The organism is Actinosynnema sp. NPDC037264 (assembly GCF_055603705.1).
This window is the reverse complement of the sequence record NZ_JBVJVK010000006.1, coordinates 266,011-284,392: the sequence shown is the minus strand read 5'-3', so window position 1 is coordinate 284,392 and position 18,382 is coordinate 266,011. Positions and strand designations below refer to the sequence as shown.

The following is an 18,382-nucleotide window of genomic DNA, read 5'->3' as shown; positions in this document are numbered from 1 at the left end:
CTAGACTTGTCGGGTGACTCCCGCTGCGCTCGCTGAACTGGTCCGTGCGACGGCCGTGGACGTGCTGTCCACCCGCGGCCTCGACCCCGCCGCCCTGCCCACAGCGGTCACGATCGAGCGCCCCCGCAACCCCGAGCACGGCGACTACGCCACCAACGTGGCCCTCCAGACCGCCAAGAAGGTCGGCGTGACGTCCCGCGACCTGGCCGGCTGGCTCGCCGACGCGCTGACCGGCACCGACGCCATCTCCTCGGTCGAGGTCGCGGGCCCCGGCTTCCTGAACCTGCGGCTCGCCGCGGACGCCCAGGGCGCGATCGTGCGCGACGTGCTCAAGGCCGGCGAGGCCTACGGCCGCGGCGAGCAGCTCGCCGGCACCCGGATCAACCTGGAGTTCGTCTCGGCGAACCCGACCGGCCCCATCCACCTGGGCGGCACCCGCTGGGCCGCGGTCGGCGACGCGCTCGGCCGCGTCCTGGCCGCCAACGGGGGCGACGTCACCCGCGAGTACTACTTCAACGACGCGGGCGCGCAGATCGACCGGTTCGTCCGGTCCCTGATCGCCGCCGCGAAGGGCGAGCCCGCGCCGGAGGACGGCTACGCGGGCGGCTACATCGGCGACATCGCCGCCGAGGTGCTGCGGCAGGAGCCCGGCGCGCTGTCCGCCGAGGACTCGCACGAGGTGTTCCGCCGCATCGGCGTGAACCTCATGTTCGAGGAGATCAAGAAGGACCTGCACGACTTCGGCACGGACTTCGACGTCTTCTTCCACGAGGACTCGCTGCACAAGTCCGGCTCCGTCACCAAGGCCGTCGAGCAGCTCAAGGACTCCGGCGCGCTGTACTTCGAGAACGGCGCGTGGTGGCTGCGGTCCACCGAGTTCGGCGACGACAAGGACCGCGTGGTCATCAAGAGCGACGGTGACCCCGCGTACATCGCCGGTGACATCGCGTACCTGGTGGACAAGCGGTCGCGCGGCTTCGACCTGTGCATCTACATGCTCGGCGCGGACCACCACGGCTACATCGGCAGGCTCAAGGCCGCCGCCTCGGCGCTGGGCGACGACCCGGCGTCGGTGGAGGTGCTGATCGGCCAGATGGTGAACCTGGTCAGCGACGGCAAGCCGGTGCGGATGAGCAAGCGCGCGGGCACCGTGATCACGATGCAGGACCTGGTGGACGCGGTCGGCGTGGACGCGGCCCGGTACGCGATGACCCGCTCGTCGGCGGACTCGTCCCTGGACATCGACCTCGACCTGCTGCGCAAGCGGAGCAACGACAACCCGGTCTTCTACGTCCAGTACGCGCACGCGCGGCTGTCGTCGGTGCTGCGCAACGCCGCCGACCTGGGCGTCACGCCCGGTGAGGCGGTCGAGGAGCTCACGCACGACCGCGAGGGCGACCTGATCCGCACCATCGGCGAGTTCCCGCGCGTCGTCGCCACCGCCGGCGAGCTGCGCGAACCGCACCGCGTCGCGCGCTACCTGGAGGAGCTGGCGGGCACCTACCACCGGTTCCACGAGGCCTGCCGCGTGCTGCCCAGGGGCGACGAGGCGACGACCGAGCTGCACCGGGCGCGGCTGAGCCTGTGCGCGGCGACCCGCCAGGTGTTCGCCAACGGCCTCGCGCTGCTGGGCGTGACCGCGCCGGAGCGCATGTGATGCGCGCGCACCCGGCCGGTCCCCGGCACGCCGACGTCCTCATCCCCTCCAACACCGCGGGCAACCGCCCCGCCACGGCCGCCGACCTGGACGCGATGCACCCGCAGGTGTGGCCGCGCCACGCCGAGCGCGGCGACGACGGCGCGGTGCGCCTGGCGGGCGTGGACGTGCGGCAGCTCGCCCAGGACCACGGCACCCCGCTGTTCGTGATGGACGAGGGCGACTTCCGCGCGCGCTGCCGCGAGCACGCCGAGGCGTTCGGCGACCCGACCCGGGTCCACTACGCGTCCAAGGCGTTCCTGTCCGTCGCGGTGGCCCGGTGGGTCGCCGAGGAGGGCCTGAGCATCGACGTGGCCAGCGGTGGCGAGCTGGCCGTGGCGCTGCGCGCGGAGTTCCCGCCCGAGCGGATCGCGCTGCACGGCAACAACAAGTCCGTGGCCGAGCTGACCGCCGCGGTCGAGGCCGGCGTCGGCGTGGTCGTGCTGGACTCGTTCTACGAGATCGCCCGCCTGGACCAGGTCGCCCGCGAACGCGGACGCGTGCAGCCGGTGATGATCCGGGTGACGGTCGGCGTCGAGGCGCACACGCACGAGTTCATCGCCACCGCGCACGAGGACCAGAAGTTCGGCTTCTCGCTGTCCTCGGGCGACGCGGCCGAGGCGGCGCGCCGGGTGCTGAAGTCCGACGGGCTGCGGCTGATCGGCCTGCACAGCCACATCGGCTCGCAGATCTTCGACGCCAGCGGCTTCGAGGTCGCCGCGCGCCGGGTCATCGGGCTGCTCGCGGAGCTGCGCGACGAGCACGGCGCCGGGATCCTCGAGCACGTCACGACCGTGGACCTCGGCGGCGGCCTCGGCATCGCCTACACCGCCGACGACGACCCGCCGCCGCCCGCCGAGCTGGCCCGCCAGTTGCACAACATCGTGGCCAAGGAGTGCGAGCACGCCGAGCTGCCCGCGCCGAAGATCGCGGTCGAGCCCGGCCGGGCCATCGTCGGCCCCGGCACGGTGACGCTGTACGAGGTGGGCACCATCAAGGACGTCCAGCTCGACGCCGGCGTGGTCCGCCGGTACGTGAGCGTGGACGGCGGCATGAGCGACAACATCCGCACCGCCCTCTACGACGCGGTCTACGACTGCAAGCTGGTCTCGCGCGCCGCGGGGGAGGGCGCCCGGCCCGTGCTGTGCCGCGTCGTGGGCAAGCACTGCGAGTCCGGCGACGTGGTCGTGCGCGACTGCTGGCTGCCCGACGACCTCGCGCCCGGCGACCTGATCGCGGTCGCCGCCACCGGCGCGTACTGCTACTCCATGGCCAGCGGCTACAACCGGCTCCCCCGCCCCGCGCTCGCCGCGGTCGTGGACGGCCAGGCCCGGTTGCTGCTGCGCCGGGAGACCGAGGAAGACCTGTTCCGCCTGGAGGTATGAGAAGTGGCAAGCCACGAGGGCAAACCGATCAGGGTCGCGTTGCTGGGCTGCGGCACGGTCGGCACCGAGGTGGTCCGGCTGCTCACCGACCAGGCGGCCGACCTCACCGCGCGGGTCGGCGCGCCGGTCGAGGTGGCCGGCATCGCCGTGCGCAGGCCGAACAAGCACCGGGACGTGCCGGCCGAGCTGCTGACGACCGACGCGGAGGCGCTGGTGGCCTCCGACGACGTGGACGTGGTCGTGGAGGTCATCGGCGGCATCGAGCCCGCCCGCGCGCTGCTGCTGGCCGCGCTGCGCGCGGGCAAGTCGGTGGTGACCGCGAACAAGGCGCTGCTGGCCGAGCACTCGGCCGAGCTGTTCGAGGCCGCCGACAGCTCCGGCGCCGACCTGTACTTCGAGGCCGCCGTGGCGGGCGCGATCCCGCTGCTGCGCCCGCTGCGCGAGTCGCTGGCCGGCGACCGCATCACGCGGGTGATGGGCATCGTCAACGGCACCACGAACTTCATCCTCTCGGGCATGGACTCCACCGGCGCCGGTTACGCCGAGACCCTGGAGGAGGCGACCAGGCTCGGGTACGCCGAGGCGGACCCGACGGCCGACGTGGACGGGTTCGACGCCGCGTCCAAGGCCGCGATCCTGGCGTCCCTGGCCTTCCACAGCCGGGTCACGGCCGCCGACGTGCACCGCGAGGGCATCGCCTCGGTCAGCGCCGCCGACATCGCCGCCGCCAAGGCGCTCGGCCGCACGGTGAAGCTGCTGGCGATCTGCGAGCGGGTAGCCGTGGGCGGAGCCGAGGACCAGACGACCGTCAACGGAGCCGAGGACCGGCCGACCGCCGACGGCGCCCCGGCCACCGAGGGGATCTCGGTCCGGGTGCACCCGGCGATGATCCCCACCTCCCACCCGCTGGCGAGCGTGCACGGCGCGTTCAACGCGGTGTTCGTGGAGGCCGACGCGGCCGGCGAGATGATGTTCTACGGACAGGGCGCGGGCGGCGCCCCGACCGCCAGCGCGGTGCTCGGCGACCTCGTCGCGGTGGCCCGCAACCGGGTGCACCAGGGGCGCGGGCCGCGTGAGTCGGCCTACGCGGCGCTGCCCGTGCGACCGATGGGCCAGACGCCCACGCGTTATCACATCAGCCTCGACGTCGCCGACCGGGCGGGCGTGTTGTCGCAGGTGGCGGCGGTGTTCGCGGAACACGACGTGAGCATCGCGGCCGTGCGGCAGGAGGGCCGGGTCGACGACGCCAGCCTGGTGATCGTCACCCACGCCGCGACCGACGCGGCACTGCGGTCGACCGTGGACAAAATCGGCGGGCTGCCCGTGGTTCGGGAAGTGGTCAGCGTGATGAGGGTGGAAGGCGAAGAAACATGACGATCCAAGCAGGCGTGCGACCGGGGTGGCCCGGCATCATCCACGCCTACGCGGACCGGATCGAACTCCCCGAGGGCGCCAAGGTCGTCACCCTCCACGAAGGCGGCACGCCGCTGGTCGCCGCCGGGCACCTGTCGGAGCTGACCGGCTGCCAGGTCTACGTCAAGGTCGAGGGCGCGAACCCGACCGGCTCGTTCAAGGACCGCGGCATGACCGTGGCCATGACGCACGCGCTGGCCAGCGGCATCCGCGCGGTGATCTGCGCGTCGACCGGCAACACCTCCGCCAGCGCGGCGGCGTACGCGGCCAAGGCGGGCCTCACCGCCGCGGTGCTCGTGCCGCGGGGCAAGATCGCGCTGGGCAAGCTCGCCCAGGCGGTCGCGCACGGCGCGCGGATCCTGCAGATCGACGGCAACTTCGACGACTGCCTGGAGCTGGCGTCCAAGACCGCGACCGAGTACCCGATCACGCTGGTCAACTCGGTCAACCCGGTGCGGCTGATCGGCCAGAAGACCGCCGCCTGGGAGATCTGCGACGTGCTGGGCCGCGCGCCCGACGTCCACTGCCTGCCGGTCGGCAACGCGGGCAACATCACCGCGTACTGGCGTGGTTACTCGGACTACTACAGGGACGGCGTCACCGACTCCGCGCCCCGGATGTTCGGGTTCCAGGCCGCGGGCTCCGCGCCGCTGGTGCTCGGGCAGCCGGTGGCGGACCCGGAGACCATCGCGACCGCCATCCGGGTGGGCAGCCCGGCGTCGTGGACCGGCGCGGTGGCCGCCAAGGAGGAGTCCGGCGGGCTGTTCGAGGCCGTGACGGACGAGAAGATCCTGGAGGCCTACCGGCTGCTGGCCTCGACCGAGGGCATCTTCGTCGAGCCCGCGTCCGCGACCAGCGTGGCGGGCTTGCTGGCCACGGTCGCCGACGGTCGGCTGCCGAAGGGCTCCACGGTCGTCTGCACGGTCACCGGCCACGGCCTGAAGGACCCGGACACGGCCCTGCTGGGCATGCCCGAGGTCGAGCCGGTGCCGGTGGACCCCGGCGCCGTGGCGACCGCCCTGGAGCTGGCGTGAGGGCCCTGGCGGCCCGTTGCGTCCGCGTGAGGGTGCCCGCGTCCACGGCGAACCTCGGCTCGGGGTTCGACGCGCTGGGCATGGCGCTGGGCGTGCACGACGAGCTGGAGTTCGCCGTGACCGACGGCGGCCTGGTGGTGGAGGTGTCCGGTGAGGGCGCCGCCGACGTGCCGACCGACGAGCGCCACCTGGTCGTGCGCGCGTTCCGGGCGGCGTGCGAGCTGGTCGGGGTCCAGGCGCCGGGGCTGCGGCTGACGTGCCGCAACGCCATCCCGCACGCGCGGGGCCTCGGCTCGTCCGCGGCGGCGATCGTGGCCGGTGTGGCGGCCGGTTTCGCCCTCGCCGGTCGCGAGTCGGACACGAGCGCGTTGCAACTCGCCGCGGAGTTCGAGGGGCACGCCGACAACGCGGCGGCGGCGATGTTCGGCGGCGTGGTGATCGCGTGGACGCAGGGTGACCGCTACCGCGCGGTCCGTGTGGACCCGCACCCCGGTGTGACGCCGGTCGTGCTGGTGCCTTCGGAGGAGTCGTCCACCCACACGACCCGCGGCCTGCTGCCGTCGAAGGTGCCGCACGAGGACGCGGCGTTCGCGGCGGGGCGGTCCGCGCTGGCCGTGCACGCGCTGACGGCGGACCCGTCGCTGCTGGTCGAGGCGTTGGACGACCGGCTGCACGAGCCCTACCGGGAACCCGCCTGGCCTGCGACGACGCGGTTGGTGCGGTCCTTGCGCGAGGCCGGGGTGGCCGCCGCGGTGTCCGGTGCGGGACCCACGGTCCTGGCCCTGCCACCGGACGGGGTGTTGCCGCCCCGGGTGGACACGACCGGGTTCGAGGCGCGTCGGGTGCCGGTCGACCTGGCCGGAGTCCGGGTTGCGCCACTCGGCTGAGTGATGCGACGCGCCGCACCCCGGTTGTTGCACCCGGCCGGACCGGCGTCTACCCTCGGGGCCATCAGTCACCGCGCGCACGGGCGCCGGTGTGGTGCCCGGACGTTCGTTCCGGGTCGCATTCCTCCAGTGACCTGGCTCTGTGCCGTATGGACGGGGCCGACGCTGGAAGGCACCCGCTCGCCGTGTGACCGAAGTCCGGTACCGGAGGACTCCGCTTTCGTGCGCGTTCCGCGCCGTCGCCAGGTCCGCCTGAACCGGGACGAAACTGCCGCACCGCATTCCGTCGGACGGCAGGTCCGCTGGAACGCGTAGGAGGCGCGCTCCGGTCAGGAAGGACATGTGTGACCAACACCGATGTACTGAGCAGCCAAGCTCCTGCTGCTCCCAACCCCGCTGCCAGTTCCGGAGCCGAGGAGAACGCTCTGACCACCCCTTCGAACGGCAGCGCCACGCCGCGCAAGCGCGCGGGCCTCTCTGGAATGGTGCTGGCCGAACTCCGTGAACTCGCAGGTCAGCTGGGCATCACCGGCACGGCCGGCCTCCGCAAGGGCGACCTGATCGCCGCCATCAAGGAGCGGCAGGGCGGCACCTCCGGTCGGGGCAGTGCCGCGACGCCGCCCAAGGCCGAGAAGAAGGCCGAGGCTCCCAAGGCGGTCGTCGAGAAGGCGCCCGTGGTGGAGAAGGCCGCCGCGGCCCCCGCTCCGGTGGAAAAGCCGACCCAGCAGCAGCTCGACGTGACCGACCGTCCCGCCGAGGAGGAGGGCGGCCGTCGCGGCAACCGCCGCCGCCGTTCCTCCAACCGGCCGGCGGGCAGCCCCGAGGCTCCCGCCGCGGACGACCGGCAGGCGCAGGCCGTGGCCGACCGGCCCGCTCAGGCGGACCGCGTCCAGGCCGACCGCCAGCAGGGCGAGCGCGCCGAGCGCCCGGACCGCGGCGAGCGCGCCGAGCGCCCGGACCGCGGCGAGCGGTCGGACCGGGGTGACCGGCAGGACCGCGGTGACCGCCAGGACCGCTCCGAGCAGCGCGAACAGCGCCAGGACCGGGGCGACCGCGGCAACCGCGGCGACCGGCAGGACCGGGGCGGGCGTGACGACCGCGGCGACCGGGGTGGCCGCGACCGCGACCAGAACCGCAACCGCCAGCAGAGCGGTCCGGGCGACGACGACGAAGAGGGCGGCCGTCGCGGTCGCCGCTTCCGCGACCGTCGCCGTCGCGGCGGCCGCGGTGACGAGGGCGGTCCGGCCACGGACACCGAGGTCCGCGACGACGACGTGCTGCTGCCCGTGGCGGGCATCCTCGACGTGCTGGAGAACTACGCGTTCGTCCGCACCTCGGGCTACCTGGCCGGGCCGAACGACGTGTACGTCTCGTTGTCGCTGGTCCGCAAGTACGGGCTGCGCCGCGGCGACGCCCTGATCGGCGCCGTGCGGCAGCCGCGCGACGGCGAGCAGCAGCGGCAGAAGTTCAACCCGCTGGTGCGGGTGGACAAGATCAACGGCCTCGACCCGGAGGAGTCCCGCAACCGGCCGGACTTCACCAAGCTGACGCCGCTGTACCCGAACGAGCGCCTGCGCCTCGAGACGGAACCGCACATCCTCACCACGCGCGTCATCGACCTGGTGATGCCGATCGGCAAGGGCCAGCGGGCACTGGTCGTGTCGCCGCCGAAGGCGGGCAAGACCTCGGTGCTCCAGTCGATCGCGAACGCGATCACGAAGAACAACCCCGAGTGCCACCTGATGGTGGTGCTGGTGGACGAGCGCCCGGAAGAGGTCACCGACATGCAGCGGTCGGTGAAGGGCGAGGTCATCGCCTCCACCTTCGACCGCCCGCCGTCGGACCACACCACGATCTCGGAGCTGGCCATCGAGCGGGCGAAGCGCCTGGTCGAGATGGGTCACGACGTGGTCGTGCTGCTGGACTCGATCACCCGGCTGGGTCGTGCCTACAACCTCGCGGCCCCCGCGAGCGGCCGGATCCTGTCCGGTGGTGTCGACTCGACCGCGCTGTACCCGCCCAAGCGGTTCCTGGGCGCGGCCCGCAACATCGAGGGCGGCGGCTCGCTGACCGTCATCGCGACGGCCCTGGTCGAGACCGGGTCCGCGGGTGACAGCGTGATCTTCGAGGAGTTCAAGGGCACCGGCAACGCCGAGCTCAAGCTCGACCGGAAGATCGCGGACAAGCGGACCTTCCCGGCGGTGGACGTCGACTCGTCCGGCACCCGCAAGGAAGACCTGCTGCTCTCGCCGGACGAGCTGGCGGTCATGCACAAGCTGCGCCGGGTGCTGCACGCCCTGGACAGCCAGCAGGCCATCGACCTGCTGCTCGACCGCCTCCGCAAGAGCCGGACGAACATCGAGTTCCTGATGCAGGTGGCCAAGACCACCCCGGGCGGGGACAACGACTGACCCCGTCCGACCTCCGAAGGCCCGTCCGGCACCCACGCCGGGCGGGCCTTCGGGCGTCCGGGGTGGTCCTCAGCAGGGCGGCGTGGGCGAGGCGACGCCCGCCTCGACGAGCGCGGCGGTGCGGCGGCGTTCGAGGAAGTAGTGGGCGACCAGCAGCGCCACGACCGGCACGCCGAGGCCGACGACGGCCGCCACGGGCACGCGCACGCCGTCCAGCAGCACCCCGACCACCAGCACCGACGTCAGGTACGGCCAGCGCAGCCACCCGCGCTGCCACCGGGCGGTCCACCCGACCGCACCGGAGGTCGCGACGGCGACGGCGACGCCCGCGCCGACCACGGGGCTCGACAGGGCGGGCTGCCCCGGAGCGCCCACCAGCAGGCCACCCAGCCCGGTGAGGCCCAGGACGGCGATGCTGAACAGGAACGGCACGGCCAGCCACGAGGACAGCGACAGGGGACGCCCGACAGTGCAGAACACACCGACAGTGTTGCGTCCACGCAGCGTGGGCCGCTGCTGTCTGTAGTTCAGCGGTTACCTCGTGCGCCAAATGGTCGACCACCATCGGCGAGCGGTTGTGACCCCGGCCACGGGGAACAAGCGTGCGAAGCCGCGCGTTGCAGTCCGTGACGGCCGATCTGGCACACTGTCTGGTCGAGCCCGGCTCCGGTTCACCTCGCACGATCCCGACGAGGACCCGGCGGCCAATCGAGGAAAGGGACAAGACGTTGAAGACCGGCATCCACCCCGAGTACGTGACGACCGAGGTCACCTGCGGCTGCGGCAACACCTTCAGCACCCGCAGCACCAAGACGTCCGGCGCCATCCACGTCGAGATCTGCTCGAACTGCCACCCGTTCTACACGGGCAAGCAGAAGATCATGGACACCGGTGGCCGGGTCGCGCGCTTCGAGGCCCGCTACGGCAAGCGCGCCAAGTAGCTGCCCCGACGGCGTCCACCCCGAATCCGCGGGTGGGCGCCGTTGTCGTCTCCACACCCCGAAGCACCCTCGCCAGACGTTGAGACCGGAGCAAGATCGTGACGCTGGACGCCCTGCTGGCCGAGCACGCCGAGCTGGAAGCCAGGCTCGCCGACCCCTCGGTGCACGCCGACCAGGCGGGCGCGCGGAAGCTCGGCAAGCGCTACGCCGAGCTGACCCCGATCGTGAAGACCGCCCGTGAGCTGGAGCAGGCGAGGTCCGACCTGGAGACGGCCCGCGAGCTGGCCGCCGAGGACGCGGTGTTCGCCGAGGAGGCCGAGCAGCTGGCCAGGACCGTGCCGGCGCTGGAGTCCAAGCTGACCGAGCTGCTCCTGCCGCGCGACCCGCACGACGGCGCGGACGTCGTGCTGGAGATCAAGTCCGGTGAGGGCGGCGAGGAGTCGGCCCTGTTCGCGGGCGACCTGCTGCGCATGTACCTGCGGTACGCCGAACGGCACGGGTGGAAGGCCGAAGTGCTCGACGGCACGGACTCCGACCTGGGCGGCTACAAGGACGTCACGGTGGCCATCAAGAGCCGCGTGGACACCCCGGACGGCGTGTGGTCGCGGCTGAAGTACGAGGGCGGCGTGCACCGCGTGCAGCGGGTGCCGGTGACCGAGTCGCAGGGCCGCATCCACACCTCCGCCGCGGGCGTCCTGGTGTTCCCCGAGGTCGACGAGGTCGAGGTCGAGATCGACGAGAACGACCTGCGCGTCGACGTGTTCCGCTCCTCCGGCAAGGGCGGGCAGAGCGTCAACACGACCGACTCCGCGGTGCGCATCACGCACCTGCCCACCGGCATCGTGGTGTCCTGCCAGAACGAGCGCAGCCAGCTGCAGAACAAGGCGCGCGCGATGCAGGTGCTCCAGGCCCGGCTGACCGCGTTGGCCGAGGAGAAGCAGCAGCAGGAGGCCTCGGACGCCCGGCGCACCCAGATCCGCACGGTGGACCGCTCCGAGCGGGTCCGGACCTACAACTTCCCGGAATCGCGCATCTCCGATCACCGGGTCGGGTACAAAGCCCATAACCTGGACCAAGTGCTCGACGGCGACCTGGACGCGGTGCTGGACGCCCTGGCGGCGGCCGACCGCGCGGAGCGACTAGCCGCCGGGTGAGGCGAGACGAGGGGGCGCGCGATGGCGGAAATCCTGGTGAACCCGCGGCGCGCCCCGCTCGACGCCGTGCTGGAGGTCCGGGTGGTCGACCTGCCACCGGACGAACGGGTCGAGGTGCGCGCGTCGACGGGCGACTGGTCGTCGTCCGCGGTGTTCGTGGCCGACGAGCGCGGGGTGGTGGACCTGACCCGGCACGCGCCCGTCGAGGGCGGCTACTCCGGCGTCGACCCGATGGGGTTGTTCTGGTCGATGACCCGGACGGGTGAGCCGAGCGGCCCGACGCTGGTCGAGGTCGTCGGGGTCGACAAGGTGGAAGTGGACCGGTTGACCGTGCCCGACGGGGTCAGGCGGACCGAGGTGCGCGAGAACGGCCTGGTCGGCGTGCTGTTCGAGCCCGACGACGACCGGGTCCACCCCGGGGTGCTCGTGCTGGGCGGGTCCGAGGGCGGGGTGCACGAGCTGGACGCGGCCCTGCTCGCCGGGCACGGGTTCGCGGCGTTGGCGACGGCGTACTTCGGCGTGCCGGGCGTGCCGGACGACCTGGTCGAGATCCCGCTGGAGCACTTCGGGACGGCCCTGGAGTGGCTCGGCGCGCGGGCCGGGCAGGTGGGTGTCGTGGGCGGGTCGCGCGGCGGCGAGGCGGCGTTGCTGGTCGGTGCCACGTTCCCGCAGGTCAAGGCCGTGGTGAGCGTGGTGGGCAGTGGTGTGGTCACGCAGTGCATCGGGCCCGGCTCGCGGTTGTTGCGGAAGCTGGACCACGAGGCGGCGTCGTGGACGTGGCAGGGCAGGCCGCTGCCGTACCTGCCGTACTCGGTCCCCGACGAGCTGCGCGAGCAGGTGGTCTCGGGCGAGCCGGTGCGGCTGAGCTCGGCGTTCGACTTCGCCGACGGCATCCCGGAGGACACCGAGATCCCGGTCGAGCGGATCGCGGGCGGTGTGTTGCTGCTCTCATCCGGGCAGGACCGGTCGTGGCCGTCGGCGGAGCTGAGCGAGGTCGCCTGGCGCCGGCTGACCGACCGCGGGCACGCGCACCGGCACGAGCGCGTGGTGTACCCCGAGGCAGGACACCTGATCGCGGGGCCGCCGCACCGGCCCACCACCGACGTCGTCGTCCCGGGGCCCGGCGTGGACTTCGCGATGGGCGGCACGCCCGCCGCCACGGCCGCCGCTCGCGCCGACGCGTGGCGTCGGACGGTTGAGTTCTTGTCGGACCAACTGGGCACCTAATGTGTCGCTCATGAGCGCACACTTTGACGTCGTGGTCCTCGGTGCGGGGCCAGGCGGGTACGTCGCCGCGATCCGGGCGGCCCAGCTGGGGCTGAAGACGGCGGTCATCGAGGAGCGTTACTGGGGCGGGGTGTGCCTGAACGTGGGCTGCATCCCGTCGAAGGCGCTCCTGCGCAACGCGGAGCTCGCGCACCTGTTCACGCACGAGCAGAAGACCTACGGCATCCAGGTCGACGGCACGGTGAAGTTCGACTACGGCGTCGCCTACGACCGCAGCCGCAAGGTCGCGGACGGGCGCGTCAAGGGCGTGCACTTCCTGATGAAGAAGAACGGCATCACGGAGTACAACGGCCGGGGCACGTTCCTCGACGCGAACACCATCCAGGTGGGTGACGAGAGGGTCACGTTCACCCACGCGATCATCGCGGCGGGCGCGACGACCCGGCTCCTGCCGGGCACGAAGCTGTCCGAACGGGTGGTGACGTACGAGGAGCAGATCCTGTCGCAGGACCTGCCGGAGAGCATCGTCATCGCCGGCGCGGGCGCCATCGGCGTCGAGTTCGCGTACGTGCTGCACAACTACGGCGTGAAGGTCACCATCGTCGAGTTCCTCGACCGGGTGGTGCCGCTGGAGGACGCCGAGGTGTCGGCGGAGCTGGCCAAGCGGTACAAGCGGCTCGGGATCGACGTGCGGACGTCCACGAGGGTCGAGTCCATCGACGACTCCGGGCCGCGCGTGCGGGTGACCGTGTCCAAGGACGGCGCCGAGGAGGTCCTGGAGGCCGACAAGGTCCTGCAGGCCATCGGCTTCCAGCCGCGGGTCGAGGGCTACGGGCTGGAGAACACCGGCGTGCAGCTGACCGAGCGCGGCGCGATCGCCGTCGACGGTCGTGGCCGCACGAACGTGGAGAACATCTTCGCGATCGGCGACGTGACGGCGAAGCTGATGCTCGCGCACGCCGCCGAGTCCATGGGCATCATCGCGGCGGAGACCATCGCGGGCGCGGAGACCATGGAGCTGGACTTCGTGATGATCCCGCGGGCGACGTACTGCCAGCCGCAGATCGCCTCGTTCGGGTGGACCGAGGCGCAGGCGCGCGAGCGCGGGTTCGACGTGCGGGTGGCGAAGTTCCCGTTCACCGCGAACGGCAAGGCGCACGGCATCGGCGACTCCGCCGGGTTCGTGAAGCTGATCAGCGACGCCAAGTACGGCGAGCTGCTCGGCGGTCACCTGATCGGACCGGACGTGACCGAGCTGCTGCCCGAGCTGACGCTGGCCCAGCAGTGGGACCTGACCGTCCACGAGGTGGCGCGCAACGTGCACGCGCACCCGACGTTGGGCGAGGCGGTCAAGGAAGCCGTGCACGGCCTGGCCGGGCACATGATCAACTTCTGACCGGCTTAGGCTGGGTCCATGACCCGACACCCGCTGCGGACGGCCATCAACGAAGCCGAGCGCCTGCTGGCCGCGGCGGGTGTCGACAGTCCCCGGGTGGACGCCGAGCTGCTCGCCGCCCACGTGCTCGGCGTCGAGCGCTCGCGCCTGCCGCTGATCCCGCTGGTCGACCCGCCGGTGGTCGACGCGCTGCACAAGGCCGTGCGGGAGCGCGCGACGCGCGTGCCGTTGCAGCACATCACCGGCCGGGCCCACCTCGGCGGCGTGGACCTGGAGGTCGGTCCGGGCGTGTTCATCCCGCGCCCGGAGACCGAGCTGGTGCTGGAGTGGGCGCTGTCCACTCTGGAGTCGAAGGACCCGGTGGTGGTCGACCTGTGCACGGGTTCCGGCGCCTTGGCGCTGGCCGCGGCGCACCGGTTGCCGGCCGCGTCCGTGCACGCGGTCGAGCGTGACCCCTCGGCGTTGGCCTGGGCGCGGCGCAACGCGGACGCCCGCGCCGCCGCGGGCGACACGCCCATCACCCTGCACGCGGGCGACGTGACCGAGCCGGACCTGCTGTCCGACCTGGACGGACAGGTGGACCTGGTGCTGTGCAACCCGCCGTACGTGCCGGACGGCACCGAGGTGCAGCCGGAGGTCGCCGACCACGACCCGCGGCACGCGGTGTTCGGCGGGCCGGACGGGCTGGAGGTGATCCGGCACGTCGTGGCGGTCGCCGCGCGGTTGCTCAAGCCCGGTGGGCACGTGGCGATCGAGCACGACGACAGCCACGGCGTGGTCGTGCCCTCGCTGCTCTCCTCGCGCCGGGTGCTCACCGACGTCGCCGACCACCGCGACCTGGCGTGGCGACCGCGCTTCGCGACCGCTCGCCGGGTCTAAGGGGTGGCGCGCTCGACCATCCCGGCCAGGCGCGACCGGGTCAGCTCCCACTCCTCGGGCGGGCCCGCGGCGTAGAGGACGTATTCGACGCCGCCGGTTTCCCAGAACGCGGTGGCGACCCGTTTCGCGCCCGACGGCGTGTTCTCGTCGAATTCCCAGGTGACGGCCGGGTGATTGCGGATCGTCGTCGCGGTGAGCGTGACGCGGCGGTGGCCGGGTTCGCGTTCCCGGTCCGCGGCGGCGCGCGCGATGCGGTCCAGCAGCGGTGTCGACGGGTCGGTGACCGGCGCGCCGCCGAGTCGCAGTTCCCGGCGCGGTGACGTCGGGTCGGTGACGACGAGGGTGGTGGCGACCGTGCCGGTGGCGACCGCCCACCCGGCCGGGATCACGGTGGTGAGGCCGCCCGGCGCTTCGACCCGCCGCAGGTCCGGCGGGAGGGCGGCGGTGGTCGTGGTGGTCGTGGGCGGTGGCGCGGTGGTGGTCGTGGTGATGACGGGCAGGGTGGGCGCCGCCGCGGCGGAGGTGCCGGGTGCGGTCGTCGGGGGACTCCGGTCCAGCGTCAGGTAGCCCGCGGTTCCGGCCAGGACGGCGTACGCGGCGGCGGCCGACAGCGCCAGGGGGAGGGCGCCCATCGGGTTTCTCGCATTCACCGGACGCCTCGCCATCGGGATAATCTGGACGTCAACGCTCCGCCGAGTAAATCGGAGAACCCGCGATGGCTGTCAATGGGCCGAACGAGTGGAGCGAACTGCGGGAATGGCTGGCGGCGCGCATCACCCGCGTCGACCTGACCGAATTCGGCGATGCCGACCGGGTGCGCCTGTCCCGCGCGCTGACCGCGCTGACGTCGGCGTTGGGCGAGGGCCACGACGGCGAGAGCCACCTGGCCGCGGCCGTGGTGCGCGCGGAGCTGGCCCGTGGCGGCGCGCCCCGTGCGGACGACGTGCTGCGCACGCACCTCGCCCTGGCGCTCGCGGCCCGGACGGCGGAGGTGCGCGCCGTCACGCCCGAGGGTGCGCTGGTCGTGACGGGCGCGCGTCAGGCGGCCGAGTGCCGTGCGCTGGCCGAGGAGGTCCTGGCGCTCAGCCCGCACCCGGAGTTGATCGCGTTCGCGACCGACCTGTGCCGGAGGTTGGACGAGGCGCGGCGGTGGCGGTGGGTCGAGCCGGACGTGTGGACGGCGGCGGTGGTGGGGCTGGCCGTGCTCGTGCTGCCGTTCGTGGGCAGCGCGATCGGCAACCCGGCGGTGACCGCGGCCGGTGTGCTGGTGGGCGCGGCGCTCGTGTTCGGGTTCGTGGTGGCGCACCGGAAGCGGAAGTGGGCGGTCGACGCGGACGCGGCGTTCGGCCGCGGTGGTTCGTGACCGGGCCGCGGAACGCGCCCGCCGCTCCGTGCCCGCCGCTCGCCGTCCGGGTGTGACCTCGGCCGCTGGGCCCGGTCGCGCTGTGCTTGGATCAGCAGGGTGAGCACGATCTACGATTGTGGTGTCCAGACCGATCGCGCGGCGGGCCTCGAAGCCGCCGCGGGAGCGGTGCGGGGCGGGCGGCTGGTCGTCCTGCCCACGGACACCGTGTACGGCATCGGGTGTGACGCGTTCGACGCGGCGGCCGTTCGTGCCCTGTTGGAGGCCAAGGGGCGCGGGCCCGACATGCCGGTCCCCGTGCTGGTCGGCTCGTGGACCACGATCGACGGGTTGGTCCTCGGGGTGCCCCGGCAGGCCCGCGCGCTGATCGAGGCGTTCTGGCCGGGCGGGCTGTCGCTCGTGCTGCCGCACGCGCCCTCGTTGGCGTGGGATCTCGGTCACACCCGCGGCACCGTGATGCTGCGGATGCCGTTGCACCCGGTCGCGTTGGAGCTGCTCCGCGACGTCGGTCCGATGGCCGTCTCCAGCGCGAACAAGTCGGGCTTCCCGCCGGCGGGCACCGTCCAGGAGGCCTGGGACCAGCTCGGCGAGGAGGTCGGCGTCTACCTGGACGGCGGACCGGCCACCGAGAACACCGCCTCCACCATCGTCGACCTGACCGGACCGGACCCCGTGGTCCTGCGGGAGGGCGCGGTGCCGATCGGCGAGGTCTCGAAGGCCCTCGGCGTCGAAGTCGAGGTCGCCCGCTAGTGGATCTTCCCGATCGGAGTAGCGTGGTACTCCCGTCGCCCGAACCAGCCCGACTGGATCAGCTGCAGCAAGATCCACCCGACACCCCATCGCCGAGGGGCTAGCCTGCCGTGGGCCAGTTGCCTGCCGTGTCCAACGTCCTCCCCGTCCGGGAGTACCTGCTCGTCGCGCTCACCGCCGCCGTCGTGACGTTCCTGCTCGTCGGCTTGGTGCGCGCGCTGGCGTTCCGGATCGGCGCGGTCGCCTACCCCCGCCAGCGCGACGTGCACGTCCAACCCATGCCGCGGATGGGCGGGCTCGCGATGTACGGCGGGGTGCTCGGCGGCATGCTCCTGGCGCACCAGCTGCCGGTGCTGCGCTCGGCGTTCGACTTCTCCTACGACCCGTACGCGGTGATCGTGGGCGGTGGCGTGATCGTCCTCGTCGGGGTGCTGGACGACCGGTTCGAGCTGGACTCCCTGACGAAACTCGCCGGCCAGGTCACCGCGGCGGGCATCCTCGTGCTGTTCGGCCTGCAGTGGCTGCTGTTCTGGGTGCCGTGGGGCGACGACGGCGAGGGCACCGGCTCGCTGCTCTCGCTGGACCAGAACCAGGGCGCGATCCTGAGCGTGCTGCTGGCCGTGACCATGGTCAACGCGATGAACTTCGTGGACGGCCTGGACGGCCTGGCCGCGGGCATCGGGCTGATCGCGGCGGCGGCCACCTGCGTGTTCTCCATCGGGCTGCTGGCCAACAACGGCGGTGACGTGGGCGCGTACCCGCCCGCGCTGATCGCGGCCACGCTCGCGGGCGCGTGCCTGGGCTTCCTGCCGCACAACTTCAACCCGGCGCGGATCTTCATGGGCGACTCGGGGTCGATGCTGATCGGGCTGATGCTCGCGGCGGCGACGATCTCGGCGTCGGGGAAGATCAACTACGAGTCGGTGCGGGCCACGGACGTCCTGGGCCTGCTGTCGCCGCTGGTCGTGGTCGCCGCGGTCCTGTTCGTGCCGTTGCTGGACCTGCTCATGGCCGTGGTCCGGCGGACCCGGCGGGGCGAGAGCCCGTTCTCCGCGGACAAGATGCACCTGCACCACCGGCTGCTCGAGATCGGGCACTCCCAGCGCCGCGCGGTGCTGCTGATCTACTTGTGGGCGGGCGTGCTGGCGTTCGGCGCGGTCGCGTTGACGCTGTTCGACGTCGTCGTCGTGGTGTGGTGCCTGGCCATCGGACTTGTTCTCGCGCTGTTGGTCTCCGCGATACCCAGACTTCGCGAAGTGCGCCGCACATGACCCCCGATGGTGGGGTGAGGACCAAGGCTTCTTTACACTCGGTCTCGACCAGTGGACGGTGTTCGACCCTTTGGGGGTGACATGAGCCAGGACAAGACGGAGTGGACCCACGAAGCCGTCGTGCAGCGACTCGCGGGCGAGATGTACCGCGCGGCGCTGTGGGCGGCGCTCGCGACGGTGGTCGCGGGCGCGATCCTCTGGACTGTGCTGGCGGGGGTCCCCGGCCTGGTCGCGGCGCTGATCGGCGGTGCCATCGCGTGCCTGTCGTCGGCCGCGACGCTGCTGCTCATGCACCGCACCGCCGCGATGCCGCTCCAGGTGATCATGGTCGCGGCGTTCGCCGGGTTCCTGGGCAAGCTCATCCTGCTGTTCGCGGTGATGCTGCTGCTGCGCCAGTTCCCCGTGCTGCACACCAACGCGCTGGCCCTGACCATGGCCGCGACCATCCTGGTGGCCACCGCCATGGAGGTGCGCGCCTCCAAGCGCAGTCGCAGTCAGATCGTCATCCCGACCCCTGGAAACACCTGATCTACCGGCTGGTACGGTGCGCGCAGGACGGGACACCCAGGTAGGTG

At 72.5% G+C, this 18,382-nt stretch carries 17 protein-coding genes; 15 read left to right on the top strand and 2 right to left on the bottom strand.

Features of this window, described 5'->3' with window-relative positions:
- Nucleotides 1-13 precede the first annotated feature (13 nt).
- From argS to rho, 6 genes are all read left to right on the top strand, one after another.
- On the top strand, nucleotides 14-1,657 hold the full coding sequence (argS, locus tag ACZ7GX_RS10825; RefSeq protein ID WP_498775176.1) for an arginine--tRNA ligase: 1,644 nt from the start codon (nucleotides 14-16) through the stop codon (nucleotides 1,655-1,657).
- Entirely contained in the window at nucleotides 1,657-3,081 is a 1,425-nt protein-coding gene (lysA, locus tag ACZ7GX_RS10820) for a diaminopimelate decarboxylase (RefSeq protein ID WP_498775174.1), read from the top strand. Before argS ends, lysA begins: the two co-directional genes overlap by 1 nt.
- Nucleotides 3,082-3,084: 3 nt before the next feature.
- The gene (locus tag ACZ7GX_RS10815; protein WP_498775172.1) at nucleotides 3,085-4,455 is read left to right on the top strand and encodes a homoserine dehydrogenase; all 1,371 of its coding nucleotides are present in this window, start codon (nucleotides 3,085-3,087) and stop codon (nucleotides 4,453-4,455) included.
- The gene (thrC, locus tag ACZ7GX_RS10810) at nucleotides 4,452-5,528 is read left to right on the top strand and encodes a threonine synthase (RefSeq protein ID WP_498775170.1); all 1,077 of its coding nucleotides are present in this window, start codon (nucleotides 4,452-4,454) and stop codon (nucleotides 5,526-5,528) included. The genes ACZ7GX_RS10815 and thrC overlap by 4 nt, the downstream gene beginning before the upstream one ends.
- The gene (thrB, locus tag ACZ7GX_RS10805; protein WP_498775168.1) at nucleotides 5,525-6,415 is read left to right on the top strand and encodes a homoserine kinase; all 891 of its coding nucleotides are present in this window, start codon (nucleotides 5,525-5,527) and stop codon (nucleotides 6,413-6,415) included. Before thrC ends, thrB begins: the two co-directional genes overlap by 4 nt.
- A 344-nt stretch (nucleotides 6,416-6,759) precedes the next feature.
- Nucleotides 6,760-8,826, top strand: a complete 2,067-nt coding sequence (gene rho / locus ACZ7GX_RS10800) for a transcription termination factor Rho (protein ID WP_498775166.1) — start codon at nucleotides 6,760-6,762, stop codon at nucleotides 8,824-8,826.
- Between the two features lie 69 nt (nucleotides 8,827-8,895).
- On the opposite strand, the gene ACZ7GX_RS10795 is transcribed toward rho, so the two are convergent.
- Nucleotides 8,896-9,306 carry a hypothetical protein gene (locus ACZ7GX_RS10795; protein WP_498775164.1) on the bottom strand — a complete coding sequence of 137 codons (411 nt, stop codon included), beginning with the start codon at nucleotides 9,304-9,306 and terminating at the stop codon, nucleotides 8,896-8,898.
- A gap of 248 nt (nucleotides 9,307-9,554) precedes the next feature.
- Between ACZ7GX_RS10795 and rpmE the strand changes: the two genes are divergently transcribed.
- The 5 genes from rpmE (at nucleotide 9,555) to prmC (ending at nucleotide 14,423) form a co-directional block, all read left to right on the top strand.
- Complete coding sequence (rpmE, locus tag ACZ7GX_RS10790; protein ID WP_230572533.1) at nucleotides 9,555-9,767, top strand: 50S ribosomal protein L31; 213 nt, start codon at nucleotides 9,555-9,557, stop codon at nucleotides 9,765-9,767.
- Nucleotides 9,768-9,865: 98 nt separating this feature from the next.
- The gene (prfA, locus tag ACZ7GX_RS10785; protein WP_498775161.1) at nucleotides 9,866-10,921 is read left to right on the top strand and encodes a peptide chain release factor 1; all 1,056 of its coding nucleotides are present in this window, start codon (nucleotides 9,866-9,868) and stop codon (nucleotides 10,919-10,921) included.
- Between the two features lie 21 nt (nucleotides 10,922-10,942).
- A complete protein-coding gene (locus ACZ7GX_RS10780) occupies nucleotides 10,943-12,148 on the top strand; it encodes an acyl-CoA thioesterase/bile acid-CoA:amino acid N-acyltransferase family protein (protein ID WP_498775159.1) in 1,206 nt (401 codons plus the stop codon).
- Nucleotides 12,149-12,158: 10 nt separating this feature from the next.
- Nucleotides 12,159-13,544: a dihydrolipoyl dehydrogenase gene (lpdA, locus tag ACZ7GX_RS10775; RefSeq protein ID WP_498775157.1), complete on the top strand. Its 1,386-nt coding sequence runs from the start codon at nucleotides 12,159-12,161 to the stop codon at nucleotides 13,542-13,544.
- 18 nt (nucleotides 13,545-13,562) lie between these two features.
- Nucleotides 13,563-14,423, top strand: a complete 861-nt coding sequence (gene prmC, locus ACZ7GX_RS10770; RefSeq protein ID WP_498775155.1) for a peptide chain release factor N(5)-glutamine methyltransferase — start codon at nucleotides 13,563-13,565, stop codon at nucleotides 14,421-14,423.
- Here prmC and ACZ7GX_RS10765 read toward each other — a convergent pair.
- On the bottom strand, nucleotides 14,420-15,055 hold the full coding sequence (locus ACZ7GX_RS10765; protein ID WP_498775153.1) for a serine/threonine kinase C-terminal domain-containing protein: 636 nt from the start codon (nucleotides 15,053-15,055) through the stop codon (nucleotides 14,420-14,422). The genes prmC and ACZ7GX_RS10765 overlap by 4 nt on opposite strands.
- A gap of 83 nt (nucleotides 15,056-15,138) precedes the next feature.
- Between ACZ7GX_RS10765 and ACZ7GX_RS10760 the strand changes: the two genes are divergently transcribed.
- The 4 genes from ACZ7GX_RS10760 (at nucleotide 15,139) to ACZ7GX_RS10745 (ending at nucleotide 18,335) form a co-directional block, all read left to right on the top strand.
- Complete coding sequence (locus ACZ7GX_RS10760; RefSeq protein ID WP_498775151.1) at nucleotides 15,139-15,786, top strand: hypothetical protein; 648 nt, start codon at nucleotides 15,139-15,141, stop codon at nucleotides 15,784-15,786.
- Between the two features lie 99 nt (nucleotides 15,787-15,885).
- Nucleotides 15,886-16,536, top strand: coding sequence for an L-threonylcarbamoyladenylate synthase (locus ACZ7GX_RS10755; protein WP_498775149.1), 651 nt, complete (start codon nucleotides 15,886-15,888; stop codon nucleotides 16,534-16,536).
- A 110-nt stretch (nucleotides 16,537-16,646) separates the two neighbouring features.
- A complete protein-coding gene (locus ACZ7GX_RS10750) occupies nucleotides 16,647-17,807 on the top strand; it encodes a glycosyltransferase family 4 protein (protein WP_082404575.1) in 1,161 nt (386 codons plus the stop codon).
- Nucleotides 17,808-17,888: 81 nt separating this feature from the next.
- A complete protein-coding gene (locus ACZ7GX_RS10745; RefSeq protein ID WP_498775147.1) occupies nucleotides 17,889-18,335 on the top strand; it encodes a Cg1360 family ATP-synthase-associated protein in 447 nt (148 codons plus the stop codon).
- Nucleotides 18,336-18,382 lie beyond the last annotated feature (47 nt).